Annotated in this window: 19 protein-coding genes; 9 read left to right on the forward strand and 10 right to left on the reverse strand. The window is 60.1% G+C overall.

Annotation, left to right across the window (positions count from 1 at the left end; all coding sequences use genetic code 11):
* Positions 1–64 precede the first annotated feature (64 nt).
* The 3 genes from ACIROW_RS09295 (at position 65) to ACIROW_RS09305 (ending at position 3,058) form a co-directional block, all read left to right on the forward strand.
* Positions 65–1,069 carry a TRAP transporter substrate-binding protein gene (locus ACIROW_RS09295; RefSeq protein WP_402274456.1) on the forward strand — a complete coding sequence of 335 codons (1,005 nt, stop codon included), beginning with the start codon at positions 65–67 and terminating at the stop codon, positions 1,067–1,069.
* 148 nt (positions 1,070–1,217) lie between these two features.
* Positions 1,218–1,781, forward strand: a complete 564-nt coding sequence (locus ACIROW_RS09300; RefSeq protein WP_402274458.1) for a TRAP transporter small permease — start codon at positions 1,218–1,220, stop codon at positions 1,779–1,781.
* A complete protein-coding gene (locus tag ACIROW_RS09305) occupies positions 1,778–3,058 on the forward strand; it encodes a TRAP transporter large permease (RefSeq protein ID WP_402274459.1) in 1,281 nt (426 codons plus the stop codon). Before ACIROW_RS09300 ends, ACIROW_RS09305 begins: the two co-directional genes overlap by 4 nt.
* A gap of 383 nt (positions 3,059–3,441) precedes the next feature.
* Here ACIROW_RS09305 and ACIROW_RS09310 read toward each other — a convergent pair whose 3' ends face one another.
* A complete protein-coding gene (locus ACIROW_RS09310) occupies positions 3,442–4,101 on the reverse strand; it encodes a VOC family protein (RefSeq protein ID WP_402274461.1) in 660 nt (219 codons plus the stop codon).
* A gap of 95 nt (positions 4,102–4,196) precedes the next feature.
* Here ACIROW_RS09310 and ACIROW_RS09315 point away from each other — a divergent pair, with 95 nt between their 5' ends.
* The 4 genes from ACIROW_RS09315 to plsY are packed head-to-tail and all read left to right on the forward strand — an operon-like array spanning position 4,197 to position 6,842.
* The gene (locus ACIROW_RS09315; RefSeq protein ID WP_402274463.1) at positions 4,197–4,694 is read left to right on the forward strand and encodes a methylated-DNA--[protein]-cysteine S-methyltransferase; all 498 of its coding nucleotides are present in this window, start codon (positions 4,197–4,199) and stop codon (positions 4,692–4,694) included.
* Complete coding sequence (gene xerD / locus ACIROW_RS09320; RefSeq protein WP_402274466.1) at positions 4,684–5,667, forward strand: site-specific tyrosine recombinase XerD; 984 nt, start codon at positions 4,684–4,686, stop codon at positions 5,665–5,667. Before ACIROW_RS09315 ends, xerD begins: the two co-directional genes overlap by 11 nt.
* Before the next feature lie 32 nt (positions 5,668–5,699).
* Positions 5,700–6,194 (forward strand): Cys-tRNA(Pro) deacylase, encoded by a 495-nt coding sequence (gene ybaK / locus ACIROW_RS09325; RefSeq protein ID WP_402274469.1) that lies wholly within the window; start codon positions 5,700–5,702, stop codon positions 6,192–6,194.
* 39 nt (positions 6,195–6,233) lie between these two features.
* Complete coding sequence (gene plsY, locus ACIROW_RS09330) at positions 6,234–6,842, forward strand: glycerol-3-phosphate 1-O-acyltransferase PlsY (RefSeq protein ID WP_402274471.1); 609 nt, start codon at positions 6,234–6,236, stop codon at positions 6,840–6,842.
* Positions 6,843–6,912: 70 nt separating this feature from the next.
* On the opposite strand, the gene tsaD is transcribed toward plsY, so the two are convergent.
* Entirely contained in the window at positions 6,913–7,944 is a 1,032-nt protein-coding gene (tsaD, locus tag ACIROW_RS09335; RefSeq protein ID WP_402274474.1) for a tRNA (adenosine(37)-N6)-threonylcarbamoyltransferase complex transferase subunit TsaD, read from the reverse strand.
* A gap of 197 nt (positions 7,945–8,141) precedes the next feature.
* On the opposite strand from tsaD, the gene ybiB reads away from it, so the two are divergent.
* Positions 8,142–9,113, forward strand: a complete 972-nt coding sequence (ybiB, locus tag ACIROW_RS09340) for a DNA-binding protein YbiB (RefSeq protein WP_402274477.1) — start codon at positions 8,142–8,144, stop codon at positions 9,111–9,113.
* A gap of 54 nt (positions 9,114–9,167) precedes the next feature.
* Here ybiB and ACIROW_RS09345 read toward each other — a convergent pair whose 3' ends face one another.
* Both ACIROW_RS09345 and ACIROW_RS09350 read right to left on the reverse strand, forming a co-directional pair.
* On the reverse strand, positions 9,168–9,593 hold the full coding sequence (locus ACIROW_RS09345; protein WP_402274479.1) for an XRE family transcriptional regulator: 426 nt from the start codon (positions 9,591–9,593) through the stop codon (positions 9,168–9,170).
* A gap of 110 nt (positions 9,594–9,703) precedes the next feature.
* On the reverse strand, positions 9,704–10,123 hold the full coding sequence (locus ACIROW_RS09350) for a hypothetical protein (RefSeq protein WP_402274482.1): 420 nt from the start codon (positions 10,121–10,123) through the stop codon (positions 9,704–9,706).
* Positions 10,124–10,213: 90 nt separating this feature from the next.
* On the opposite strand from ACIROW_RS09350, the gene ACIROW_RS09355 reads away from it, so the two are divergent.
* Positions 10,214–12,274 carry a putative bifunctional diguanylate cyclase/phosphodiesterase gene (locus ACIROW_RS09355; protein WP_402274484.1) on the forward strand — a complete coding sequence of 687 codons (2,061 nt, stop codon included), beginning with the start codon at positions 10,214–10,216 and terminating at the stop codon, positions 12,272–12,274.
* Here ACIROW_RS09355 and ACIROW_RS09360 read toward each other — a convergent pair.
* The 6 genes from ACIROW_RS09360 to trxA all read right to left on the reverse strand — a co-directional run bounded on the left by ACIROW_RS09360 (position 12,253) and on the right by trxA (position 19,613).
* Complete coding sequence (locus tag ACIROW_RS09360; RefSeq protein ID WP_402274487.1) at positions 12,253–13,641, reverse strand: MATE family efflux transporter; 1,389 nt, start codon at positions 13,639–13,641, stop codon at positions 12,253–12,255. The two genes, ACIROW_RS09355 and ACIROW_RS09360, sit on opposite strands and share 22 nt — an antisense overlap.
* A 52-nt stretch (positions 13,642–13,693) precedes the next feature.
* Complete coding sequence (locus ACIROW_RS09365) at positions 13,694–15,412, reverse strand: ArnT family glycosyltransferase (RefSeq protein WP_402274967.1); 1,719 nt, start codon at positions 15,410–15,412, stop codon at positions 13,694–13,696.
* 198 nt (positions 15,413–15,610) lie between these two features.
* Positions 15,611–15,880, reverse strand: coding sequence for a type B 50S ribosomal protein L31 (locus ACIROW_RS09370; protein ID WP_053196114.1), 270 nt, complete (start codon positions 15,878–15,880; stop codon positions 15,611–15,613).
* A 284-nt stretch (positions 15,881–16,164) separates the two neighbouring features.
* Positions 16,165–17,379, reverse strand: a complete 1,215-nt coding sequence (locus ACIROW_RS09375; protein WP_402274489.1) for an ABC transporter substrate-binding protein — start codon at positions 17,377–17,379, stop codon at positions 16,165–16,167.
* 490 nt (positions 17,380–17,869) lie between these two features.
* Positions 17,870–19,138 (reverse strand): transcription termination factor Rho, encoded by a 1,269-nt coding sequence (gene rho / locus ACIROW_RS09380; protein WP_040503902.1) that lies wholly within the window; start codon positions 19,136–19,138, stop codon positions 17,870–17,872.
* 148 nt (positions 19,139–19,286) lie between these two features.
* Positions 19,287–19,613, reverse strand: coding sequence for a thioredoxin TrxA (gene trxA / locus ACIROW_RS09385; protein ID WP_116436841.1), 327 nt, complete (start codon positions 19,611–19,613; stop codon positions 19,287–19,289).
* Between the last annotated feature and the right edge of the window lie 292 nt (positions 19,614–19,905).

A 19,905-nucleotide genomic window follows, 5' to 3' on the forward strand; every position in this document is an offset into this window, starting at 1 on the left:
TGCGCTCAGTCAGAATTGTGACCACACCTTTACACTATTTTCTAAACCAAAAAAGGGGACAACCATGAAGCTCAAGTCATTAGTTTTTGCGCTCACCGCCGCAACGATCATCGCAGGCAACGCCTTCGCCCAGGCGCCTATCGTCATCAAGTTCAGCCACGTCGTCGCCAATGACACGCCCAAGGGCAAGGCCGCCGAGCGTTTCAAGGAGCTGGCCGAAAAAGCCACCAAGGGGCGCGTGAAGGTCGAGGTCTATCCGAACAGCACGCTGTACAAGGACAAGGAAGAACTGGAAGCGCTGCAACTGGGCGCGGTGCAGATGCTGGCGCCGTCGCTGGCCAAGTTTGGTCCGCTGGGCGTGAAGGAATTCGAGGTCTTCGACCTGCCGTATATTTTCCCGAGCAAGGAAGTGCTGTACCGCGTGACCGAAGGTCCGATCGGCAAGGACCTGTTCAAGAAGCTGGAGCCAAAGGGTATCACCGGTCTGGCCTATTGGGATAACGGTTTCAAGGGCATGTCGGCCAACAAACCACTGCACGTGCCGGCTGACTTCCGCGGCCTGAAGATGCGCATCCAGTCGTCCAAGGTACTCGATGCGCAGATGCGCGCGCTCGGCGCCAATCCGCAAGTACTGGCCTTCTCTGAGGTCTACCAGGCACTGCAGACCGGCGTGGTCGACGGCACCGAGAATCCGCCATCGAACCTGTACACCCAGAAAATGCATGAAGTGCAGAAGCACGTGACGGTCTCCGACCACGGCTACCTGGGCTACGCCGTGATCGTCAACAAGAAGTTCTGGGACGGCTTGCCTGCTGACATCCGCACCGCGCTGGAAGGCGCGATGAAGGATGCCACCAAGTACGCCAACGCCATCGCGCAGCAAGAGAACGATGCCGCGCTGGCCGCCGTGCAAAAGACCGGCAAGACCACCATTTATCGCCTCAACGACAAGGAAAAGGCTGAATGGCGCAAGGCGCTGCTGCCGGTGCAGACACAAATGGCCGACCGCATCGGCAAGGATCTGATCGCCGCGGTCAACAAGGAAGCCGCCGCGTTGGGTCAGAAGTAAGCAGTCAGAAAAATAAGACGAGCTCAGGCGGCACAAGGTGTCGCCTGAGAAAAAAGATCTGACAGGGATGGGGCAACGTTCGATAGCGGTTCGTTCGGTTTGATCCGTCTATCCCCATTCCCGCACTTACATCCAACGAGGAGAAACAATGCTTAAATTTCTGGACCACCTGGAAGAGTGGCTTATCGCCTTCCTGATGGCGGGTGCGACCGTCATCATCTTCGTGGCGGTGTTGCACCGCTATGCCTCCGGCCTGCCGATTCCCTGGTTGCAGGACCAGCTGATACAAATCAACACCAGCTGGGCGCAGGAGCTGTGTATTTTCATGTTCGTGTGGATGGCCAAGTTCGGCGCCGCGTACGGCGTGCGCACCGGCATCCACGTCGGCGTCGATGTGCTGATCAATCGCATGAACACGCCATGGCGCAACAAGTTCGTGGTGCTGGGACTGCTGGCCGGCGCGCTGTTTACCGGCATCGTCGGTACGCTGGGTGCACAGTTCGTCTGGGAAATCTCACAGCACTCGAGCACTTCCGAAGTTCTGGAAATACCGATGTGGATGGTCTACATGGCCGTGCCGCTCGGTTCCTACCTGATGTGTTTCCGTTTCCTGCAGGTCTGCTGGGCCTTCATCAAGACCGGTGAATTGCCTAAACACGACCACGCCTACGTCGAAGGCCTCGACGAAGAAATCGCAGGAGGAAAAGTATGAACGCAGCCATTATCTTCGTCCTGCTGTTCGGCCTGATGCTGACCGGCATGCCGATCTCGATCTCGCTCGGCCTGACGGTATTGACCTTCCTGTTCACCATGACCGATGTACCGATCCAGTCGGTCGCGCTGAAGCTGTTCACCGGCATCGAGAAGTTCGAGATCATGGCGATCCCGTTCTTCATCCTGGCGGGCAACTTCCTCACGCACGGCGGCGTTGCCCGGCGCATGATCAACTTCGCCACGGCGATGGTCGGTCACTGGCACGGCGGCCTTGCACTGGCGGGCGTGATGGCATGCGCCTTGTTCGCAGCGGTGTCCGGTTCTTCGCCGGCGACCGTGGTGGCGATCGGTTCGATCATCCTGCCGGCGATGGTGCGCCAGGGTTTCCCCAACAAATTCGGCGCGGGCGTCATCACGACCTCGGGCGCGTTGGGTATCCTGATTCCGCCGTCGATCGTGATGGTGATGTACTCGGTCTCGACCAACACCTCGGTGGGCAAGCTGTTCATGGCCGGCGTGGTGCCGGGCCTGATGCTGGCCTTCCTGCTCGGCCTGACCACCTGGTACCTGGCGCGCAAGCACAACTATCCGCGCCTGCCGAAGGCAAGCTGGGCGGAGCGCGGTGCGGCTTTTCGCAAGAGCGGCTGGGGCCTGTTCCTGATCGTGATCGTGATGGGCGGCATCTATACCGGGATCTTCACGCCGACGGAGGCGGCGGCGATGGCGGCGGTGTACGCCTTCATCATTGCGGTGTTCGTGTACAAGGACATGGGCCTGAAACAAGTACCCAAGGTCTTGCTGGACTCCGCCTCGATGTCGGCCATGCTGCTGTACATCATCACCAACGCGGTGCTGTTCTCGTTCCTGGTGACCAGCGAAAACATTCCGCAGGCGATGGCGGCGATGATCACCGACAGCGGCCTTGGTCCGATCACCTTCCTGCTGGTGGTCAACGTGCTGCTGCTGTTGGCGGGCAATGTGATGGAGCCGTCGTCGATCGTGCTGATCATGGCGCCTATCCTGTTCCCGGTGGCGATGAAGCTGGGCATCGACCCGGTCCACTTCGGCATCCTGATCGTGGTCAACATGGAAGTCGGCATGTGCCATCCGCCGGTCGGCCTGAACCTGTACGTGGCCTCGGGCATTACCAAGATGGGGATTACCGAGCTGACTATTGCAGTGATGCCGTGGTTGCTGACGATGCTGGCATTCCTGGCGCTGGTGACGTACGTGCCGCAGATTTCGCTGTGGTTGCCGAACCTGGTTTTTGACTGATCAAAGGGTAATGCAGCAGGCCGTCGCCGCAGGCTGGAAGCGGCGGCGACGGTAATATTTCCCGGTTGAAATATTGTCAAAAAACATGTTTTAAATTTGCGCAAAAAGTACTTTTAATGCGGAGCAAGTACTGTTAAAGTGCGACCTCGTCTGCAAGGACAACAGAATTTCAGCCGCAGTATTGTCGGTAGTTCATGGCTTTAAAAACAAGATTTAAAGTGGGTGATGCACATAACAAACGGTATTGATACCGAGGATACTGAGGAGACGTGGGTTCAAGAAGCTGTTTAAACGGCCGGGACGCACAAGGGTAATTTCAAGGCGCATCGCAAGATGCGCCTTTTTTATTTTCTGCGCGGATTTCGCTGCCTGCAGGCGCGTTGTTACTCCGCCAACCCCAGCGGATGCAGGCCGGTTGGCGTCTGGATCAGCGCCAACAGGTGCGGCTTTTGCCCGGGCGCCGGCTGGTGCATGTCGACGTGGCTTTGCAAGCCCATCTGCGCCAGACTGGCGGCGATTGCCTCGGCTTGCGGATGGCATCCCTCCAGTTTGACCAGGCTGCAACCGAGATCGGCCATGTTGTCGGTCGGGTGGCTGGAACTGTTCCACTGGATCAGGCTGGGCATCACGCCATCCAGGACCAGCTTGCCGTCGGCGGGAATGGTGATGCGCCATTGCAGCGCGCCACGGCTCATTTCTTCAACGATGCCGGGCGAGATGGCAGACGCTGCCGCTGCGGCTTCGATATCGTCGGTGCGCACCACCCAGGTCGCCAGGCGCGGCTTGCTGCCCGCGGCCATGTAGTCAAGCCCGAACCAGCGCGCGCGTTGTGGCGCAGGAGCTGGCGCAGCTGGATTGATCGCGATGACTTCCAGATAAAATCCCCGGCCCAGCTTGAGCAGGGCGTTATGCGTGCCGAGCCGCACATGTTCGCCACCGGCTTGCGGCGTCACGCCGAGGGTTTGCTCGATGTAGGCAATGCCTTCGGCCAGCGAGGGAGCGGTGACGACGAGGTGGTCGGCGTGGCTGGTAGGTGTTGTCATGTATCCGGTTCCTGAGTTGCAGCGGGGTTGAAGGCGGGTGGCAGAGGTTTGCGGCGATGTGCTTAAATAGCGTATTCCCTCAATGTTTCCGAGTCATGAAGAATACACAAGCGGGCGACATTTTTTCCGCCATCGTACACGTACCGTTCGGCGGCATCGGTATTCGCACTTCTGCCGGCCTGATCCTGGAGATGGTTACCCTGCCCAAACACTTTCGTGAAAAGGACGCGACCGACGCCGTGGCCGACAAGGCCGCGAAACAGATTCTGCGCTACATCGACAAGCCGGACTTCCGCTTCAAGCTGCCGCTGGCCGAAGTCGGCTCGGACTTCCAGCGCCGCGTGTGGGATGCAATCGCCTCGATTCCACGCGGCGAAGTGCGCACCTACGGCCAGATCGCCAAGTTCATCCGGTCGGCGCCGCGCGCGGTGGGACAGGCTTGCGGCGCCAACTGGTTTTCGCTGGTCATTCCCTGCCATCGCGTCACGGCGGCGGGCGGGCTGGGCGGCTATTCGCATCGCGACGACGAAGACGGTTTCCCGCTCAGCGTGAAGCGCTGGCTGCTGGTGCACGAAGGTGTCGATGGCTACTGACGTATCTGCTGACGTGTCTATTGACGCCGCCAAGCCCGTCAGGAAAAGCGTCACCGGCCGCGCGCCCAAGGTCGAAGCCACCGGCGCCAGCCTGGCCGCTATCGACGAGTTTTGCGACACGCTGTGGCTGGAAGACGGGCTCGCCAAGAATTCGCTGGAAGCCTACCGGCGCGACATGACGCTGTTCGCACATTGGCTGCAGACCGAGCGCCAAAAGGATCTGCTGGCGACGCATGCGGAGGACCTTAACGCCTATTTTGCCGCACGCCACGCTGACACCAAGGCGAGTTCCTCCAATCGCCGGCTGGCGGTGCTCAAGCGCTTTTTCCTGTTGGCGCTGCGGCAGAACCGCATCAGCGAAGATCCCTGTCTGCGCCTGCGCTCGGCCAAGCAGCCGCCGCGCTTTCCCAAGGTCTTGTCGGAAGGCCAGGTCGAAGCCTTGCTCGCCGCGCCTGACGTGACGACGCCGCTGGGCCTGCGCGACCGCACCATGCTTGAACTGATGTACGCCAGCGGCTTGCGCGTGTCCGAACTGGTGTTGCTCAAGTCGGTGGAAGTCGGCATGAACGAGGGCGTGCTGCGCATCACCGGCAAGGGCAACAAGACGCGCCTGGTGCCGTTCGGAGAAGAGGCGCGCAGCTGGATCGAGCGCTACCTGCGCGAAGCCCGTCTGCTGATCCTCGAAGGCCAGGTCGATGACGCCCTGTTCGTCACCGCACGCGGCGGCGCCATGACGCGCCAGATGTTCTGGACGCTGATCAAGAAATACGCGCTGCAAGGCGACATCCGGGCGCCGCTGTCGCCGCACACGCTACGCCACGCCTTCGCCACGCATCTGCTCAACCACGGCGCCGACCTGCGGGTGGTGCAGTTGCTGCTCGGGCATGCAGATATTTCAACCACGCAGATTTACACCCACGTGGCGCGCGAGCGCCTGAAGAAATTGCATGCGGAACATCATCCGCGTGGATAACACGCTTCAAGTTGCGGCATAATGTGCGCCAAATGAGCTCCAGAAAAGACCATATTTCCGAAACCCAGGCCACGCAATTCCTGCGCAAGCATGGCGTTTCCTTCACCGAACACCCTTATCCCTACGAAGAGCACGGCGGCACCAGCGTGTCGGCGCGCGAACTGGGTGTGGATGAGCATCATGTCGTCAAGACGCTGGTGATGCAGGATGAGGCGGCCAAGCCGATGCTGGTGCTGATGCACGGCGACCGCAAGGTATCGACCAAGAATCTGGCGCGGCAGATCGGCTGCAAGTCGGTGGAGCCGTGCAAGCCGGAAGTGGCCAATCGCCATTCCGGCTTCCTGATCGGCGGCACCTCGCCGTTCGGCACGCGCAAGGCCATGCCGGTCTACGTCGAAGAAAGCATCCTGGCGATTCCGAAGATTTACATCAACGGCGGCCGCCGTGGTTTCCTGATCGGGATCGCCCCGGACGTCATTGTCAAAGTCTTGCCCGGCAAGCCTGTACACTGCGCGCTGGAAGAATAAACAAGCTGCTGCAAAACAGCGTCAAGAAAGAAGGATTCAATGAATACAGTATTGTTTGCGATCGCCGCCTACCTGATCGGCTCCATTTCATTCGCCGTGGTGGTGAGCAAGGCCTTTGGCCTGTCGGACCCGCGTACTTATGGCTCGAAAAACCCCGGCGCCACCAACGTCCTGCGCAGCGGCAACAAGAAGGCCGCGGCGCTGACCTTGCTGGGTGACGGTTTCAAGGGTTGGCTGGCGGTGTGGCTGACGATTAAACTGGGTCCGCAATTCGGCGTCGGCGACACCGGCGTCGCGCTGGCGACCATCGCCGTCTTCCTCGGTCACCTGTGGCCGGTGTTCTTCCGCTTCGTCGGCGGCAAGGGCGTGGCGACCGCGCTCGGCATCCTGCTGGCGCTGAACGTCTGGCTCGGCGTAGCGACACTGGTCACCTGGCTGGTGATTGCCTATGCCTTCCGTTATTCCTCGCTGGCGGCGCTGATTGCCAGCGTGTTCGCACCGTTCTACTACGGCCTGCTGTTCGGCAGCGCAGACGGCATCCTGCTGGCAGTGCTGGCGATGAGCGCGCTGCTGATCTTCCGCCACCGCAAGAACATCGCCAACCTGCTGGCGGGCAAGGAAAGCAAGATCGGCGCTAAGAAGAAATAGAAAAAATAGAAGAAACAAGCAGGATTCGCGAAACTAAAAAAGCCCGGTTTGCACCGGGCTTTTTCATGGGTCACGCTGTCGTGCGCAATTCGTCCAGCGGCCAGCGCGGCCGCACGCTGAAGGCATACTCGCGCTTGGCCGCTTCGGGATGCTGCTGCAGCCGCATGGCGCCGGCGAAGGCGATCATGGCGCCGTTGTCGGTGCAGAATTCCAGTTCCGGATAAAACACCTGGTAGCGCCGTTTGGCCGCGGCGGCGTTGAGGCCTTCGCGCAGCTGCTTGTTGGCGCCGACGCCGCCGGCGATGACCAGGCGCTTCATGCCGGTGTGCTTGAGCGCGTTCATGCATTTCGCCACCAGCACGTCGACGATGGCGTCGACGAAGGAACGTGCGATGTTGGCCTTGTCCTGTTCGCAGATGTTGGTGGTCTGGTTCTTGACCACGGTCAGCACGGCAGTCTTCAGGCCGGAAAAACTGAAGTCGAAATTCTTGGAATGCAGCATCGGGCGCGGCAATTGATACACTCCCGGGTCGCCGAACTCGGCCAGGCGCGAAATCGCCGGGCCGCCCGGATAGCCGAGGCCGAGCAGCTTGGCCGACTTGTCGAAGGCTTCGCCGGCAGCGTCGTCGAGGGTTTCGCCGAGCAGCTCGTATTGGCCGACGCCGTCCACGCGCATCAACTGCGTATGGCCGCCCGACACCAGCAGCGCCACGAACGGAAACTGCGGCGGGTTGGACGACAGCAGCGGCGACAGCAGGTGGCCTTCCAGGTGATGCACGCCGAGCACCGGCTTGTCGAGCGAGAGGCCGAGCCCGCAGGCCACCGATGCGCCGACCAGCAGCGCGCCGGCCAGGCCGGGACCTTGCGTGTAGGCGATGGCGTCGATGTCGTCGTGGACGATGCCGCTTTGTTCAAAGACTTGCCTGAGCAGGGGAATCGCACGGCGGACGTGGTCGCGCGACGCCAGTTCTGGAACGACGCCGCCGTATTCCTGGTGCATTGCGATTTGCGAATGCAGGGCATGGGCGAGCAGACCTTTTTGCGTGTCGTATAACGCAAGACCGGTTTCATCGCAGGAGGATTCGACGCCGAGAACTATCATGGATTGCAGCAGGGAAAACAATGAGGACGCGGGTGCATCCGAAGGCGCTATTGTAAAGGAAAGGCGCACAGGAGAATGTCAAGCGCCCGGCGGCGCACAAGAAGCGTCGCATGGTGTACTCTTGCGCACATCAAAAACGGCAGCAATAACGGCAACAATAACGGCAACAACATCGGCACCAATACGAGAGCAGGATCATGACGGAATCAAACAAGGACATGCTGGCTGCGGCCCGCTTCATCAAGGAAATCGGACGCGGCAAGGATGGCGCGCGCAGTCTGTCGCGCGACGATGCGCAACTGCTTTACGGGGCGATGCTGGATGGCCGCGTCAGCGATCTCGAACTTGGCGCGATCCTGCTGGCCATGCGCGTCAAGGGCGAATCGGTGGAAGAAATCGCCGGCTTCCTCGACGCCGCCGAGGCATCGTTCACGCCATTGCAGGCGCCGCTGGGCGACTATGCGCCGGTGGTGATTCCGAGCTACAACGGCTCCCGCCACATGGCCAACCTGACACCCTTGCTGGCCTTGCTGCTGGCGCGCGAAGGCGTGCCGGTTCTGATGCATGGGGTGACCCAGGATCCGCAACGCGTCACCAGCGCAGAGATTTTTGAAGCGCTTGGCATCCATCACGCGATGGGTCCGCACGAAGCGGAGGCTGCCCTGGCCAACCGGCAACCGGCATTCATTCCGATCCAGGTGCTGGCGCCCAAAATGGCGCGCCTGCTGGCGATGCGCCGGGTGCTCGGGGTGCGCAACTCAACCCATACGCTGGTGAAGATCATGCAGCCGTTTGCGGCGCCGGCCTTGCGCCTGACTTCGTACACTCATCCCGAATACCTGGAAATGCTCGGCAAGTATTTTGTCGACGCCGCGCCGCCTCAGCGCGGCGACGCGTTCCTGATGCGCGGCACCGAAGGCGAGACCGTCGCCAATGCGCGGCGTGCACAGCAGATCGACTGGTTCCATGGCGGCGAACGTACCTTGCTGGTGGAAAAACAGAAAGTGGCGGAAGAGATTCCGGACTTGCCGGAGGGCAGGGACGCCGCCGTGACGGCGCGCTGGATTGAGGCGGTACTGCGCGGCGAAAAAACCGTACCGATTGCGATCACCGAACAGGTCGAGCATTGCATGACGGTATCCAAAGCGATCAAGGCGCGCGGGCTCTGAAGGTGCTCATTGATACGTGAGCGTCATCGCGGCGTATTGTCTCTAGATGTATTCTCAGGCTTTGGGTTTGACGACCTTTGGGGGTAGCGCTGCAGCGACTTGTGCGAAGGCGAAGATGACTTCCTTGACGATCTTGCGTTGTGGCGCAGGCAGGTTGATGAAGGCTTCGAAGGCCTCGCGTTCGCGATAGCCGATGGCTTCTTCCCAGCGCGCGCGGCGCTTGTCGATGCGCTTGCCGATTTCTTCGCCGAAGCGCAGATGTTGCGGCGTGACAATGAGCCATTCTGCGAGCGTCTCGAGCTTGTCCTGATTCGGCATGGACTCGCCGAGAAGCCAGCGTCGCACGCCGTGCAACGTCATCGGTTTACCCCAATAGCGCAAATTGAACTCGCGTTCCAGAACAGCGGGCTTTGGTTCATATCCCGCTTTTTCCATCGAGGCGCGCAGTCGTTTTGCAAATTTTTCGTTCGCGTTTTCCATGACTGGAACTTACTGCCTAGTGGGTGAGGATTGGGTACTTTTGGTTTTCGGAATAATTACGCGGAGGATGTGACTTATAATCAACGCCGCTTAACGTCACCAAGTTGTAGCTATCTTGTCTTATTTTCAACTTGACTGATAGATAACAATTGTAACGTGTGGGAATCTCCCAACATGACGCCCAGCAAGACTTTCAGGCCGGTAACGGTGTTTGCGCGAACCTCGTTCGCCGCCTGCCCCAAGGCAAAAAAGTTGCCTTGGCGGTCACATTCCGGAGCCGCGTGCGGAAGCTGTGATTTCGTCAGCACAGCCCGTTCTTTTCGCAGGGTGAAAACGCCGCGGAAGAAGCTGGGATTTTTTGGTGCAAACCAGCTAGAATAGGCGCGGATAAAGGGATTGCGCCGGATGGCACCGATTGTCGCTAATGAATAAAGAGCAAACGACAAGCGGCTGCGCATACAAAAAACCGAGCGTTTGAGACGCTTTTTTCTCCTGATTTTGTTTGTGAACATCGATGCGTCGTCACGCATCGGGGAAGCTTTGTTTGTTGTCGTGGATTCACGGGATTCATTTTCGTAACACGCAGTTCGAACGGAAGATGCAGACGGATTTCTCAGATCATGGCTGGCTCCTATAACCTTTTGCTGATTTGCTTTTCTCTATTTGTTGCGACGCTCGCTTCGTACACAGTATTGGAAATCGCTGAACGCATCTCATCGCAGGAAACCGCGCGTTACCGCCGCATGTGGCTGGCCGGCGGCGCGCTGGTGTTCGGCGTCGGCATCTGGTCCACCCATTTCACCGGCATGCTGGCGTTCCAGCTGCCGATCAACGTCGGCTACAACGCGTTCTTCACCGGCATCTCGCTGCTGCTGTGCATTGGCCTGTCGTTTTATCTCCTGCATCGTTCCACCCAACGCCGGCTGCGCTGGCCGCGCATGCTGGCCGACGGCGTCGCACTCGGCGGCGGCATGGCAGTGGTGCACTGGCTCGGCCTGCATTCGATGCAAATCCTCCCGGCGGTGCGTTATACGCCATGGCTGGAGATTCTGTCGGTGCTGGCGACGATGGCCGTCGCAGTGCTCAACATCTGGATCATCTACACCCTCAATGCGCGCAAGAGCGATCATTTCTGGCGCCGTGTGATTTTTGCGGGCGTGCTGGGCCTTGGCATCTTCTTCATGCATTGCCTGAACATGGCGGCGGCCAATTTTTCGGCGGATAGCATCAGTAGCACCTACGCCAGTATCGACAGCGACAACCTGATGAGCGCGGTGGTGCTCGGTACCCTGTTTGTGCTGATCGCCGCATTGATTTTCAGCGGCGCACAAAAGACCAAACTGCTGCGCAAGATCGTCGGCCGCACCAATGACAAGCTGCTGCATTTCGCCACCCACGACGTGCTTACCGGCCTGCCCAATCGCGCTTTGCTGGCCGAGCGCATCCAGCATGCGATCCATGTCTCTAAGCGCAGCGGATTGTCGTTTGCGGTGCTGTTCATGGACCTGGACGGCTTCAAAGGAATCAACGACTCGCTCGGCCACTCGGTCGGCGACGGTTTGCTGATCGCCGTCGGGCAGCGTATCCGCGCCTGCATCCGCAGTGAAGACATGGTGTCGCGCATCGGCGGCGACGAGTTCGTGGCGGTGATGGGCAACCTGGCCTCGCCCGAAGTGGTCGAGAACCTGGCGGAAAACATCCTGAGCGTGCTGCGCCAGGATTTTCGCGTCGACGAGGCGACCTTGCGCGTGACGTCGAGCATCGGCATCGCGGTGTATCCCAACAGCGGCGACACTGTAGATGCGTTGATGAAGAACGCCGACGCGGCGATGTATGAAGCCAAGCAGAACGGTCGCAACACCTACCGTTTCTTCGAGCCGGCCATGCACGCCAGCGCGATGCGCCACCTGACGGTGCGCCACGCGCTGCAGATGGCGGTGGAGCACAACCAGCTGTCGCTGCATTTCCAGCCCAAGTTCGAAGGCCGCCAGCGGACGCTGACCGGTGTCGAGGCCTTGCTGCGCTGGGATCATCCGGAACTGGGTAGCATGAGCCCGACTGAATTCATCCCCATCGCCGAGCGCTCGGGCCAGATCATTCCGATCGGCGATTGGGTGTTGCGCGAAGTGTGTGCGCAGATAGTGCGCTGGGATGCGGCCGGCATGCCGCCGGTCAAGGTGGCGCTCAATTTGTCGCCGCTGCAGATGCGTCCGGACCTGGTCGACAGCGTCACCGCGATCGTCAGCCAGGCTGGCATTACGCCGCAGCGCCTGATGTTTGAGATCACCGAAACCGCTGCGATGAAGAACGTCGAAAAGAGCGCGCGCATCATCACCGACCTGCAGGAGCTCGGCTACGACATCGCCATCGACGATTTCGGCGCCGGTTATTCCAGCCTGGCGTATCTGCAGCAGTTCCACTGCCGCCAGATCAAGATCGACAAGTTCTTCACGTCGCGCCTGGATCAGGGCGGCGACTCCGGACCGGCCATCGTCTCGGCCATCATTGCGCTGGCCCATGCGCTGAACATGGAAGTGGTGGCCGAAGGCGTGGAGACCGAAGCGCAGCTCGCCGCGTTGCAAAAACTCAACTGCGACCAGGTACAGGGATTCCTGCTGGCGCGGCCGGCAGCAGCCGGGGATGTCCAGCATTTCCTGGGTCAGGGCAGGGCGTTCGCCTGAGGTCCTGAAGCGCTTGAAGCAGCGCGTCGCTGGATGATGCGCAAATACCAGATCAGGAAGAACGCCACCAGCCCCAGGCTGGCGCTGTTGCCGAGCCAGAAGCCGGCGGCGCCGTGCAGCCACGCCGGCGATACGCCGAACGGATCGAGGCCGAGGATATAGCCGCCGCCGAGTCCGACACCCCACAGCGCCACCGCGTAAATCACAGTCGGGACCACCGCCACCTTGTACGCACGCAGCACGAAGGCCGTGGTCACCTGCAGCGAGTCGAACAGCTGGTAGAACGCGATGAACAGGAACAGCGGCAAGGCCGAGGCGATGATGACTTCGTCGGGCGTATAGGCGCGGATGATCAGCTCTCGCGCGAACCACACCGCCACGCCGATCAGCACCGACAGGATCGCCGACAGGCGGATGCCTGCACGGGAAATCTTCTTGGCGGTCTGCCAGTCGCGTGCGCCGATGGCTTGCGCCACCAGTGTGCCGGTGGCGTTGGCCAGCGACAGGGGCAGCATGTACAGCACGGTGCCGACGTTGGCGGTGATCTGATGTCCGGCCACCGCCACCGCGCCGAGGCGCGCGATGAAAATCGCCATCAGCGTGAACGCCGTGACTTCGATGAAATAGCTCAGGCCCATCGGGATGCCTAGTTTCAGCAGGCTGCGTTGCGCCTTCCATTGCGGCGCGACGAAGCCGCTGCCGAACACGCGCAGTTCGCGGTAGATCGGCGCGCCGCGTACCAGCATCCAGCCGGTCAGCAGCATCAGCCAGGCAATCAGGCTGGTGGCGATGGCGCAACCCGGACCGCCGAAGGCAGGCAAGCCGAGGCCGCCGAAGATGAACCAGGCGTTGAGCGGAATCTTGAGCAGCAGGGCGCCGATCTGGATCGCCATGACCATCTTGGGGCGCGAGATGGCGTTGTTGAGCGCGGCATAGACGCGGAAACCCAGCGTCGCCGGCAGCGCCAGCGCTTCGATGCGCAGGTAGAGGGTGGCTTTTTCAGCCAGTTCCGGCGAGGCTTGTGCGAACGACAGGAGCACCGGCGAGAACAGCAACACCAGGCAGCCGAGGCAGCTGAGGAAGAAGGCCAGCCACAATCCCTGTTTCACTTCTCTGCCGATGTCGCCGAAGCGGCGCGCACCGTACAACTGGCCGATGGTCGGCAACAGCGCCTGCAGCACGCCCGACAAGCCGACGAACACGCTCACGTAAATCGATACCCCCAGCGACAGCGCCGCCAGATCCATCGCCGAGAAGCGCGACACCATCGCCGTGTCGATCACGCCATTGGCGATCAGCGCCAGCTGGCCGATCAGGATCGGCCAGGCCAGCGAAGCAATGCGGAAAGTATGGATGCGTGATGTCATGCTGTTGAAAAGTCGACGCCGGTCCGGCCTGGATCAGGATGCCGGCATCGCTTCAGTTGCCGATGCGGCGATATAGGCGGAAGCGCTCGTCGCGGTCGGAGGGACGCCGGCCCTCCCACAGCAGTTGCCAGCGGCCTTCATACTGGCGCAGCATCTGTTCGGCGTTCTGGTTGTCGATACTGTCCTGCAGCAGCAGGAAGTCGCAGCGCATGTCCGGACGGTCTTCGAAATGCACGTGGCCGAAGTAGGCGAACGAGGCGCGTTGCGCCGGGCCGACGTTGGACTCCACGCATTGCTTGACGGCCGACATGCGTTCTTCGATCTGTTGCGCCACGCCGGCATAGCTCTTGCCGTAGTTGACCCATGGCAGCCACAAGGTCATCAGCAGCACCCAGCACAGCACCACGCCGCCGGACGACAGCACCACCGCGCGCCACAGCACCGAAGGCCGGCGCGAAATGCGCCAGTGCACCAGCATGATCCAGAAAATCGTGGTCAACACCGCGATCGCCAGCGCAATGGCATTGAAGCCGGGTTTGTAGCCGGGAGCGAGCTTGAAGGCGTTCTTGGCGATCTGCGCCGGCCAGCCGGTTTCCTTGGCGATCCAGCCGATCCAGATGAAGGCCGCGCAGGTGGTCAGCGTCATTACCGAGAACCAGTCCACCGCATTGATGGCGCCGCGCTTCATGGTCGGCAGACCGAAGGCCGCCAGTATCGCCAGCGCCGGCAGCAGCGGCAACAGGATGCCTTCTTCACTGTGCACATTGAGCAGCACCAGCAGCGTGAGCGGGATGAAGAATGCCAGCGGCAGCGAAATATGCAGCGATTGCAACTGGCGGCGCCAGGCGTACACGGCCCAGCCGGCGAACGGCCAGGCCGGCCAAGCGAACCAGACGCCGTACTTGCCGAAGAATTTCAGCGAGGCCATGGTCGGCCAGTTGATCTGATAGATGTTCCAGCTGAGCCAGGTCGAGAATTGTGCGCTGGCCTCAGGCAGCAAAGCCCGGATCGAAAAGACCCAGACCAGGCAGATCGCCAGCGCCGCCGGCAGCGTCAATCCCACCAGCGACTTGAACACCGGACGGTAATGCAGGCCCGACAACACCAGCAGTCCCAGCAGCACGCCGGCCGGCAGCAGCCAGCCGTGCGTGAGCACCAGCAAGCCCAGCACCGCGCCCAGCGACAGCGCCTGATGCGGCTTGTTGGTGTCGAACACGCGTGCCGCGCTGTACATGGCGTAGGCCACCAGCGCGATTTGCAGGGTTTTGGCGCTGGTCTCGTGGCTGTGCAGCAGCAAGCCCAGGAAACCGAGGTAGATCAGGAAGGCGCCGTCAGCCAGGGTGCGGCCGAAATCGCGCGGCTCCGGCTGGCCGCCGAAGGCCAGCTTGAGCGGCTGCGCCTCGCTGCGGCGGCCGAGCAGGTAGGTGGCGTACCAGATCGACAGCGAGCCGATCAGGAAGCAGCCCACGGTCGAGATGCGCGCCGCCAGCGGATCGCCCAGCAGCCAGCCGAACAGCTTGATGCAGATGGCGCCGAACCAATAGGCCAACGGACTCTCGGCGGGCATCGCCATGCCGGCGATATTCGGCGCCAGCCAGTCCATCAGGTTACCATGCGCCATGGTCCACATGATGCCGAAGCTGGCGGCGTCATCGTTCTTCCACGGGTCGCGGCCGATCAGGCCGGGCAGGATATACAGCAAGCCGAGCGCGAGCAGGCCCCAGCGAGGCAGAGCATTGGTCGCGGCGGCAGGGAGGCGGACTGGCTTCATCAAGGTGTTATTGCTCTTGTACGTGTTGCTGCACTGTGCGGGTGCAATTATCGGGTAGCCGATATTGTGCAGCAAAATTCCGTTAAAGGATGTATTGGATGGTAACGGCGGGGCAATCCTGCAGCGGTAAAGCTGCACCCCGTTCCGCAAAAAACAAAAAAGGCAGCCTTAGCTGCCTTTTTTGACATCGTGCAGAGATTATTCTGCTGCGATTGCAGTCTTGGAACCGACTGTGCCGAACTTTTGGCGGAATTTCTCGACGCGACCTGCGGTGTCGACGATCTTGTGCTTGCCGGTGTAGAACGGATGCGATTCGGAAGAAACTTCAATCTTCACGAGTGGGTATTCCTTGCCTTCGAATTCGGCCTTTTCGCGTGTGCCGATAGTCGAACGGGTGATGAACTTGAAGTCGTTCGAAACGTCGTGGAACAGAACTTCGCGGTAATCCGGGTGAATGCCTTGTTTCATTTTTTTGCCTTGAAAAGTAGTGGTAGCCAATCGTCACTTCGTCGGTCGCCTTGCTTCTTGACCCGATTGTCGATCACTTGCCGGTGAAAAGTCCGAAATTATACAATGAAATCAGGGGTTTGCACCAAGTCTAACCCGCCGGAGCCGGTGGGCAGCTGTTGTTTTTTGCCGATTTGGAGGTGTTTTCCGGTCTGGAGGACGCCAGATTGCTCGTTTTGGGTCGGCTGAGTCCGCCGCCGGGCGAGGTCACACCCGCCGGCGGCTCATGCAGTGTCAACGCAGGCTTATTTCCACAGGGAACACTTGGATTCAGCCTTGGTGGTCCATGCCTGTTCGGCAGGAATGGTCTGCACCACCTTGTAATAGTCCCACGGATACTTCGATTCCGACGGTTTCTTCACTTCCATCAGGTACATGTCATGCACCATGCGGCCGTCGGGACGGATGTAGCCGTTCTTGGCGAAGAAGTCGTTGATCTTGGTCTTGTGCATCTGCGCGATGACCTTGTCCGGATCGTCGGTGCCGCTGGCTTTCACCGCGTTCAGGTACTGCATCGTCGCCGAATAGTCCGCCGCCTGCAGCATCGACGGCATGCGCTTCATCTTGGCGAAGTAACGTTTGGACCAGTCGCGGGTTTCCTGGTTCATGTCCCAGTACCAGCCGTCGGTCAGGTACATGCCCTGGGTCACCTGCAAGGTCAGCGCATGCACGTCGTTGATGAACATCAGCAGGCCGGCCAGCTTCATGGTTTTGTTGATGCCGAACTCATTGGCCGCCTTGATCGAGTTGATGGTGTCGCCGCCCGCATTGGCCAAGCCCAGGATCTGCGCCTTCGATGCCTGTGCCTGCAGCATGAAGGACGAGAAGTCCGACGCTCCCAGCGGGTGCTTGACTGCGCCCACCACCGTGCCGCCGTTGGCCTTGACGATGTCGGAGGTGTCCTTCTCCAGCGAGGCGCCAAAGGCATAGTCGGCGGTCAGGAAGTACCAGCTTTTGCCGCCGTTCTTGACGATGGCCGAGCCGGTGCCCTTGGCCAGCGCGACCGTGTCGTAGGCATAGTGGATGGTGTAGGGCGTGCATTCTTCATTGGTCAGGCGTGCGGTGGCGCCGCCGACGGCGATGAAGGTCTTTTTCTTTTCGCCGGCAACCTTGGCCATGGCCAGGCTGGTGCCGGAATTGGTGCCGCCGATCAGCATGTCCACGCCTTGCTGGTCGAACCATTCACGCGCCTTGGAGGCGGCGATGTCGGCCTTGTTCTGGTGATCGGCGGTGACCAGTTCGATCTTCTTGCCGTTGACGCTGCCGCCGAAGTCGGCGATCGCCATCTTGATCGCTTCGATGCCGCCCTGGCCGTCGATGTCGATGTAGACGCCCGACAAGTCGGTGATCAGGCCGATCTTCACCACATCTCCCGAAATCTGCGCTGCCGCCGGTCCGGCAAATCCTGCTGCACATGCGGCGACCACGGTCGCCGCGATGGCTGTCATTTTGACTTTCATCTTTTGCTCCTCCTGATTGGTTGTGTCTGCGTTGCTGTTTTTATGCCGTCTGGTGGACGGAAAGGTGAAACCCCGGCATGGATCCATGACCGGCAGTACTGCGGTGCTCTACAACGTACAACGGTGCTGCGCTTGCGGATGAATGCCCGGCAGCGGGAACGATGCCGGTAAATGATCTGAACGGTCTGAACCTGTCGGTTCGATGCTGTCTCTGTATTTAATTTTTATTGCCGGGTCTGTCTTTGCGCAGAGCGCGGCGTGGCTGAAATAGTAGTGTAGGAAGAAAATTGCGGTCAAGCGGTATTTCCAAACCGGCGAAATCCAACCAAGGCCTCGCGGGCATAAAAAAATCCGCCTGGTCGCCCGGGCGGATTTTTCTGATTGATAGCCCTAAACGGGGGCTAACACGGCGTCACTGGCAAGGCGCAACGACGCAGACAGCACGAATGTGCGGCAAGGAGTTGCAACGCAGCCAGCGGCGTTGTGTTAGTCACCGTTCGCTGCCGCGACGCATCATGTCGAAGAACTCTGCATTGTTCTTGGTCGACTTCATCTTGTCGAGGATGAATTCCATCGCTTCGATTTCGTCCATGTCGTACATCAGCTTGCGCAGGACCCAGATCTTTTGCAGCTGGTCCGGCTTGATCAGCAGTTCTTCGCGGCGGGTGCCGGACTTGCTGAGGTTGATGGCCGGGTAGACGCGCTTCTCGGCGAGGCGGCGTTCCAGGTGGACTTCCATGTTGCCGGTACCCTTGAATTCTTCGTAGATCACGTCATCCATGCGGCTGCCGGTTTCGATCAGGGCGGTGGCGATGATGGTCAGCGAACCGCCTTCTTCGATGTTGCGGGCGGCGCCGAAGAAGCGCTTCGGACGTTGCAGCGCGTTGGCGTCGACACCGCCGGTCAGGACCTTGCCGGACGCCGGGATCACGGTGTTGTAGGCGCGCGCCAGACGGGTGATCGAGTCCAGCAGGATGACCACGTCCTTCTTCATTTCAACCAGGCGCTTGGCTTTTTCCAGCACCATTTCGGCGACCTGGACGTGACGCGTTGCCGGTTCGTCGAAAGTCGATGCAACGACTTCGCCGCGCACCGAGCGCTGCATTTCGGTCACTTCTTCCGGACGTTCGTCGATCAGCAGGACGATCATCACGGTGTCGGGATGGTTGGTGGTGATGGCGTGGGCGATGTGTTGCAGCATGACCGATTTGCCGGACTTCGGCGACGCCACCAGCAGGCCGCGCTGGCCGCGGCCGATCGGCGCGATCAGGTCGATGATGCGGCCGGTGATGTTTTCCTCGCCGCGCATTTCGCGCTCGAGCTGCATGATCTTGTTCGGATGCAGCGGCGTGAGGTTTTCAAACAGGATGCGGTGCTTGGAGGCTTCCGGCGCTTCGCCGTTGACCTTGTCGACCTTGACCAGCGCAAAGTAGCGCTCGCCGTCTTTCGGTGTGCGCACTTCGCCTTCGATGGAATCGCCGGTGTGCAGGTTGAAGCGGCGGATTTGCGAGGGCGAAATGTAAATGTCGTCAGTGGACGCCATGTAGCTGGCGTCAGGCGAGCGCAGGAAGCCGAAGCCGTCAGGCAACACTTCAAGGGCGCCGTCGCCGAAAATTTGTTCTCCCGATTTCGCGCGTTTCTTGAGGATCGCGAACATCAGTTCTTGTTTGCGCAGGCGCGCCGCGTTATCGATGTCCAGGCCAATTGCCATTTCAAGCAATGCGGAGACGTGTAACGCCTTTAATTCTGATAAGTGCATAAGAGTGTCCCGGGATGGGAATCGTAAAAGGTGGGGGAGGGAATTGCGTGGCGTGTAAATTAAAAAACTAGCTTACGTGTATCGATTGTTCAGGCTACCGGTAAGCATAACAAGCGGCGATACGAGCGTACCGCCGCTGTGAATCTTCTTAGATGTTGCTGTCGATGAACGAGGTCAGCTGGCCTTTTGCCAGAGCGCCGACTTTTTGCGCTGCTGCTGCGCCGTTCTTGAACAGGATCAGCGTCGGAATGCCGCGGATGCCGAACTTTGCTGGAATTGCCTGGTTTGCATCGACGTCCAGCTTGGCGATCTGCAGCTTGCCTTCGTATTCCTTGGCGACTTCTTCCAGAATCGGGGCGATCGCTTTGCAAGGACCGCACCATTCAGCCCAGAAGTCCACCAGGACCGGCTTGTCGGATTTCAGGACGTCTGCTTCAAAAGAGGCGTCGGAGATGTGTTTGATGTTTTCGCTCATGGTAGATCCTCGATCTGAGGGAATATATATAAGTAAGTGGTCAAATAGCGCCGGGGGAACATACCATTTGCTTGGCGTATGCCATCAACGCTTCCGGAGTTGCTTCATTGCGTAACTTTGCTTAAAGCAGATGGAGTCGTTGTGCCCTGATTCAAGTATTTTGAAACGCGGCAACGGGTATTCGGCGGGGTACGGAGGCAATCATAACCCATTTTCGGGAAAAGTGCGCCTTGCCGCCGCCGATAGGCCGCCATCCGGCAAAGCCTGTTGCAGGGCGGTTGCCAAGGTTGCC

Source organism: Herbaspirillum sp. NPDC101397 (assembly GCF_044767325.1).
Lineage (GTDB): Bacteria > Pseudomonadota > Gammaproteobacteria > Burkholderiales > Burkholderiaceae_D > Herbaspirillum.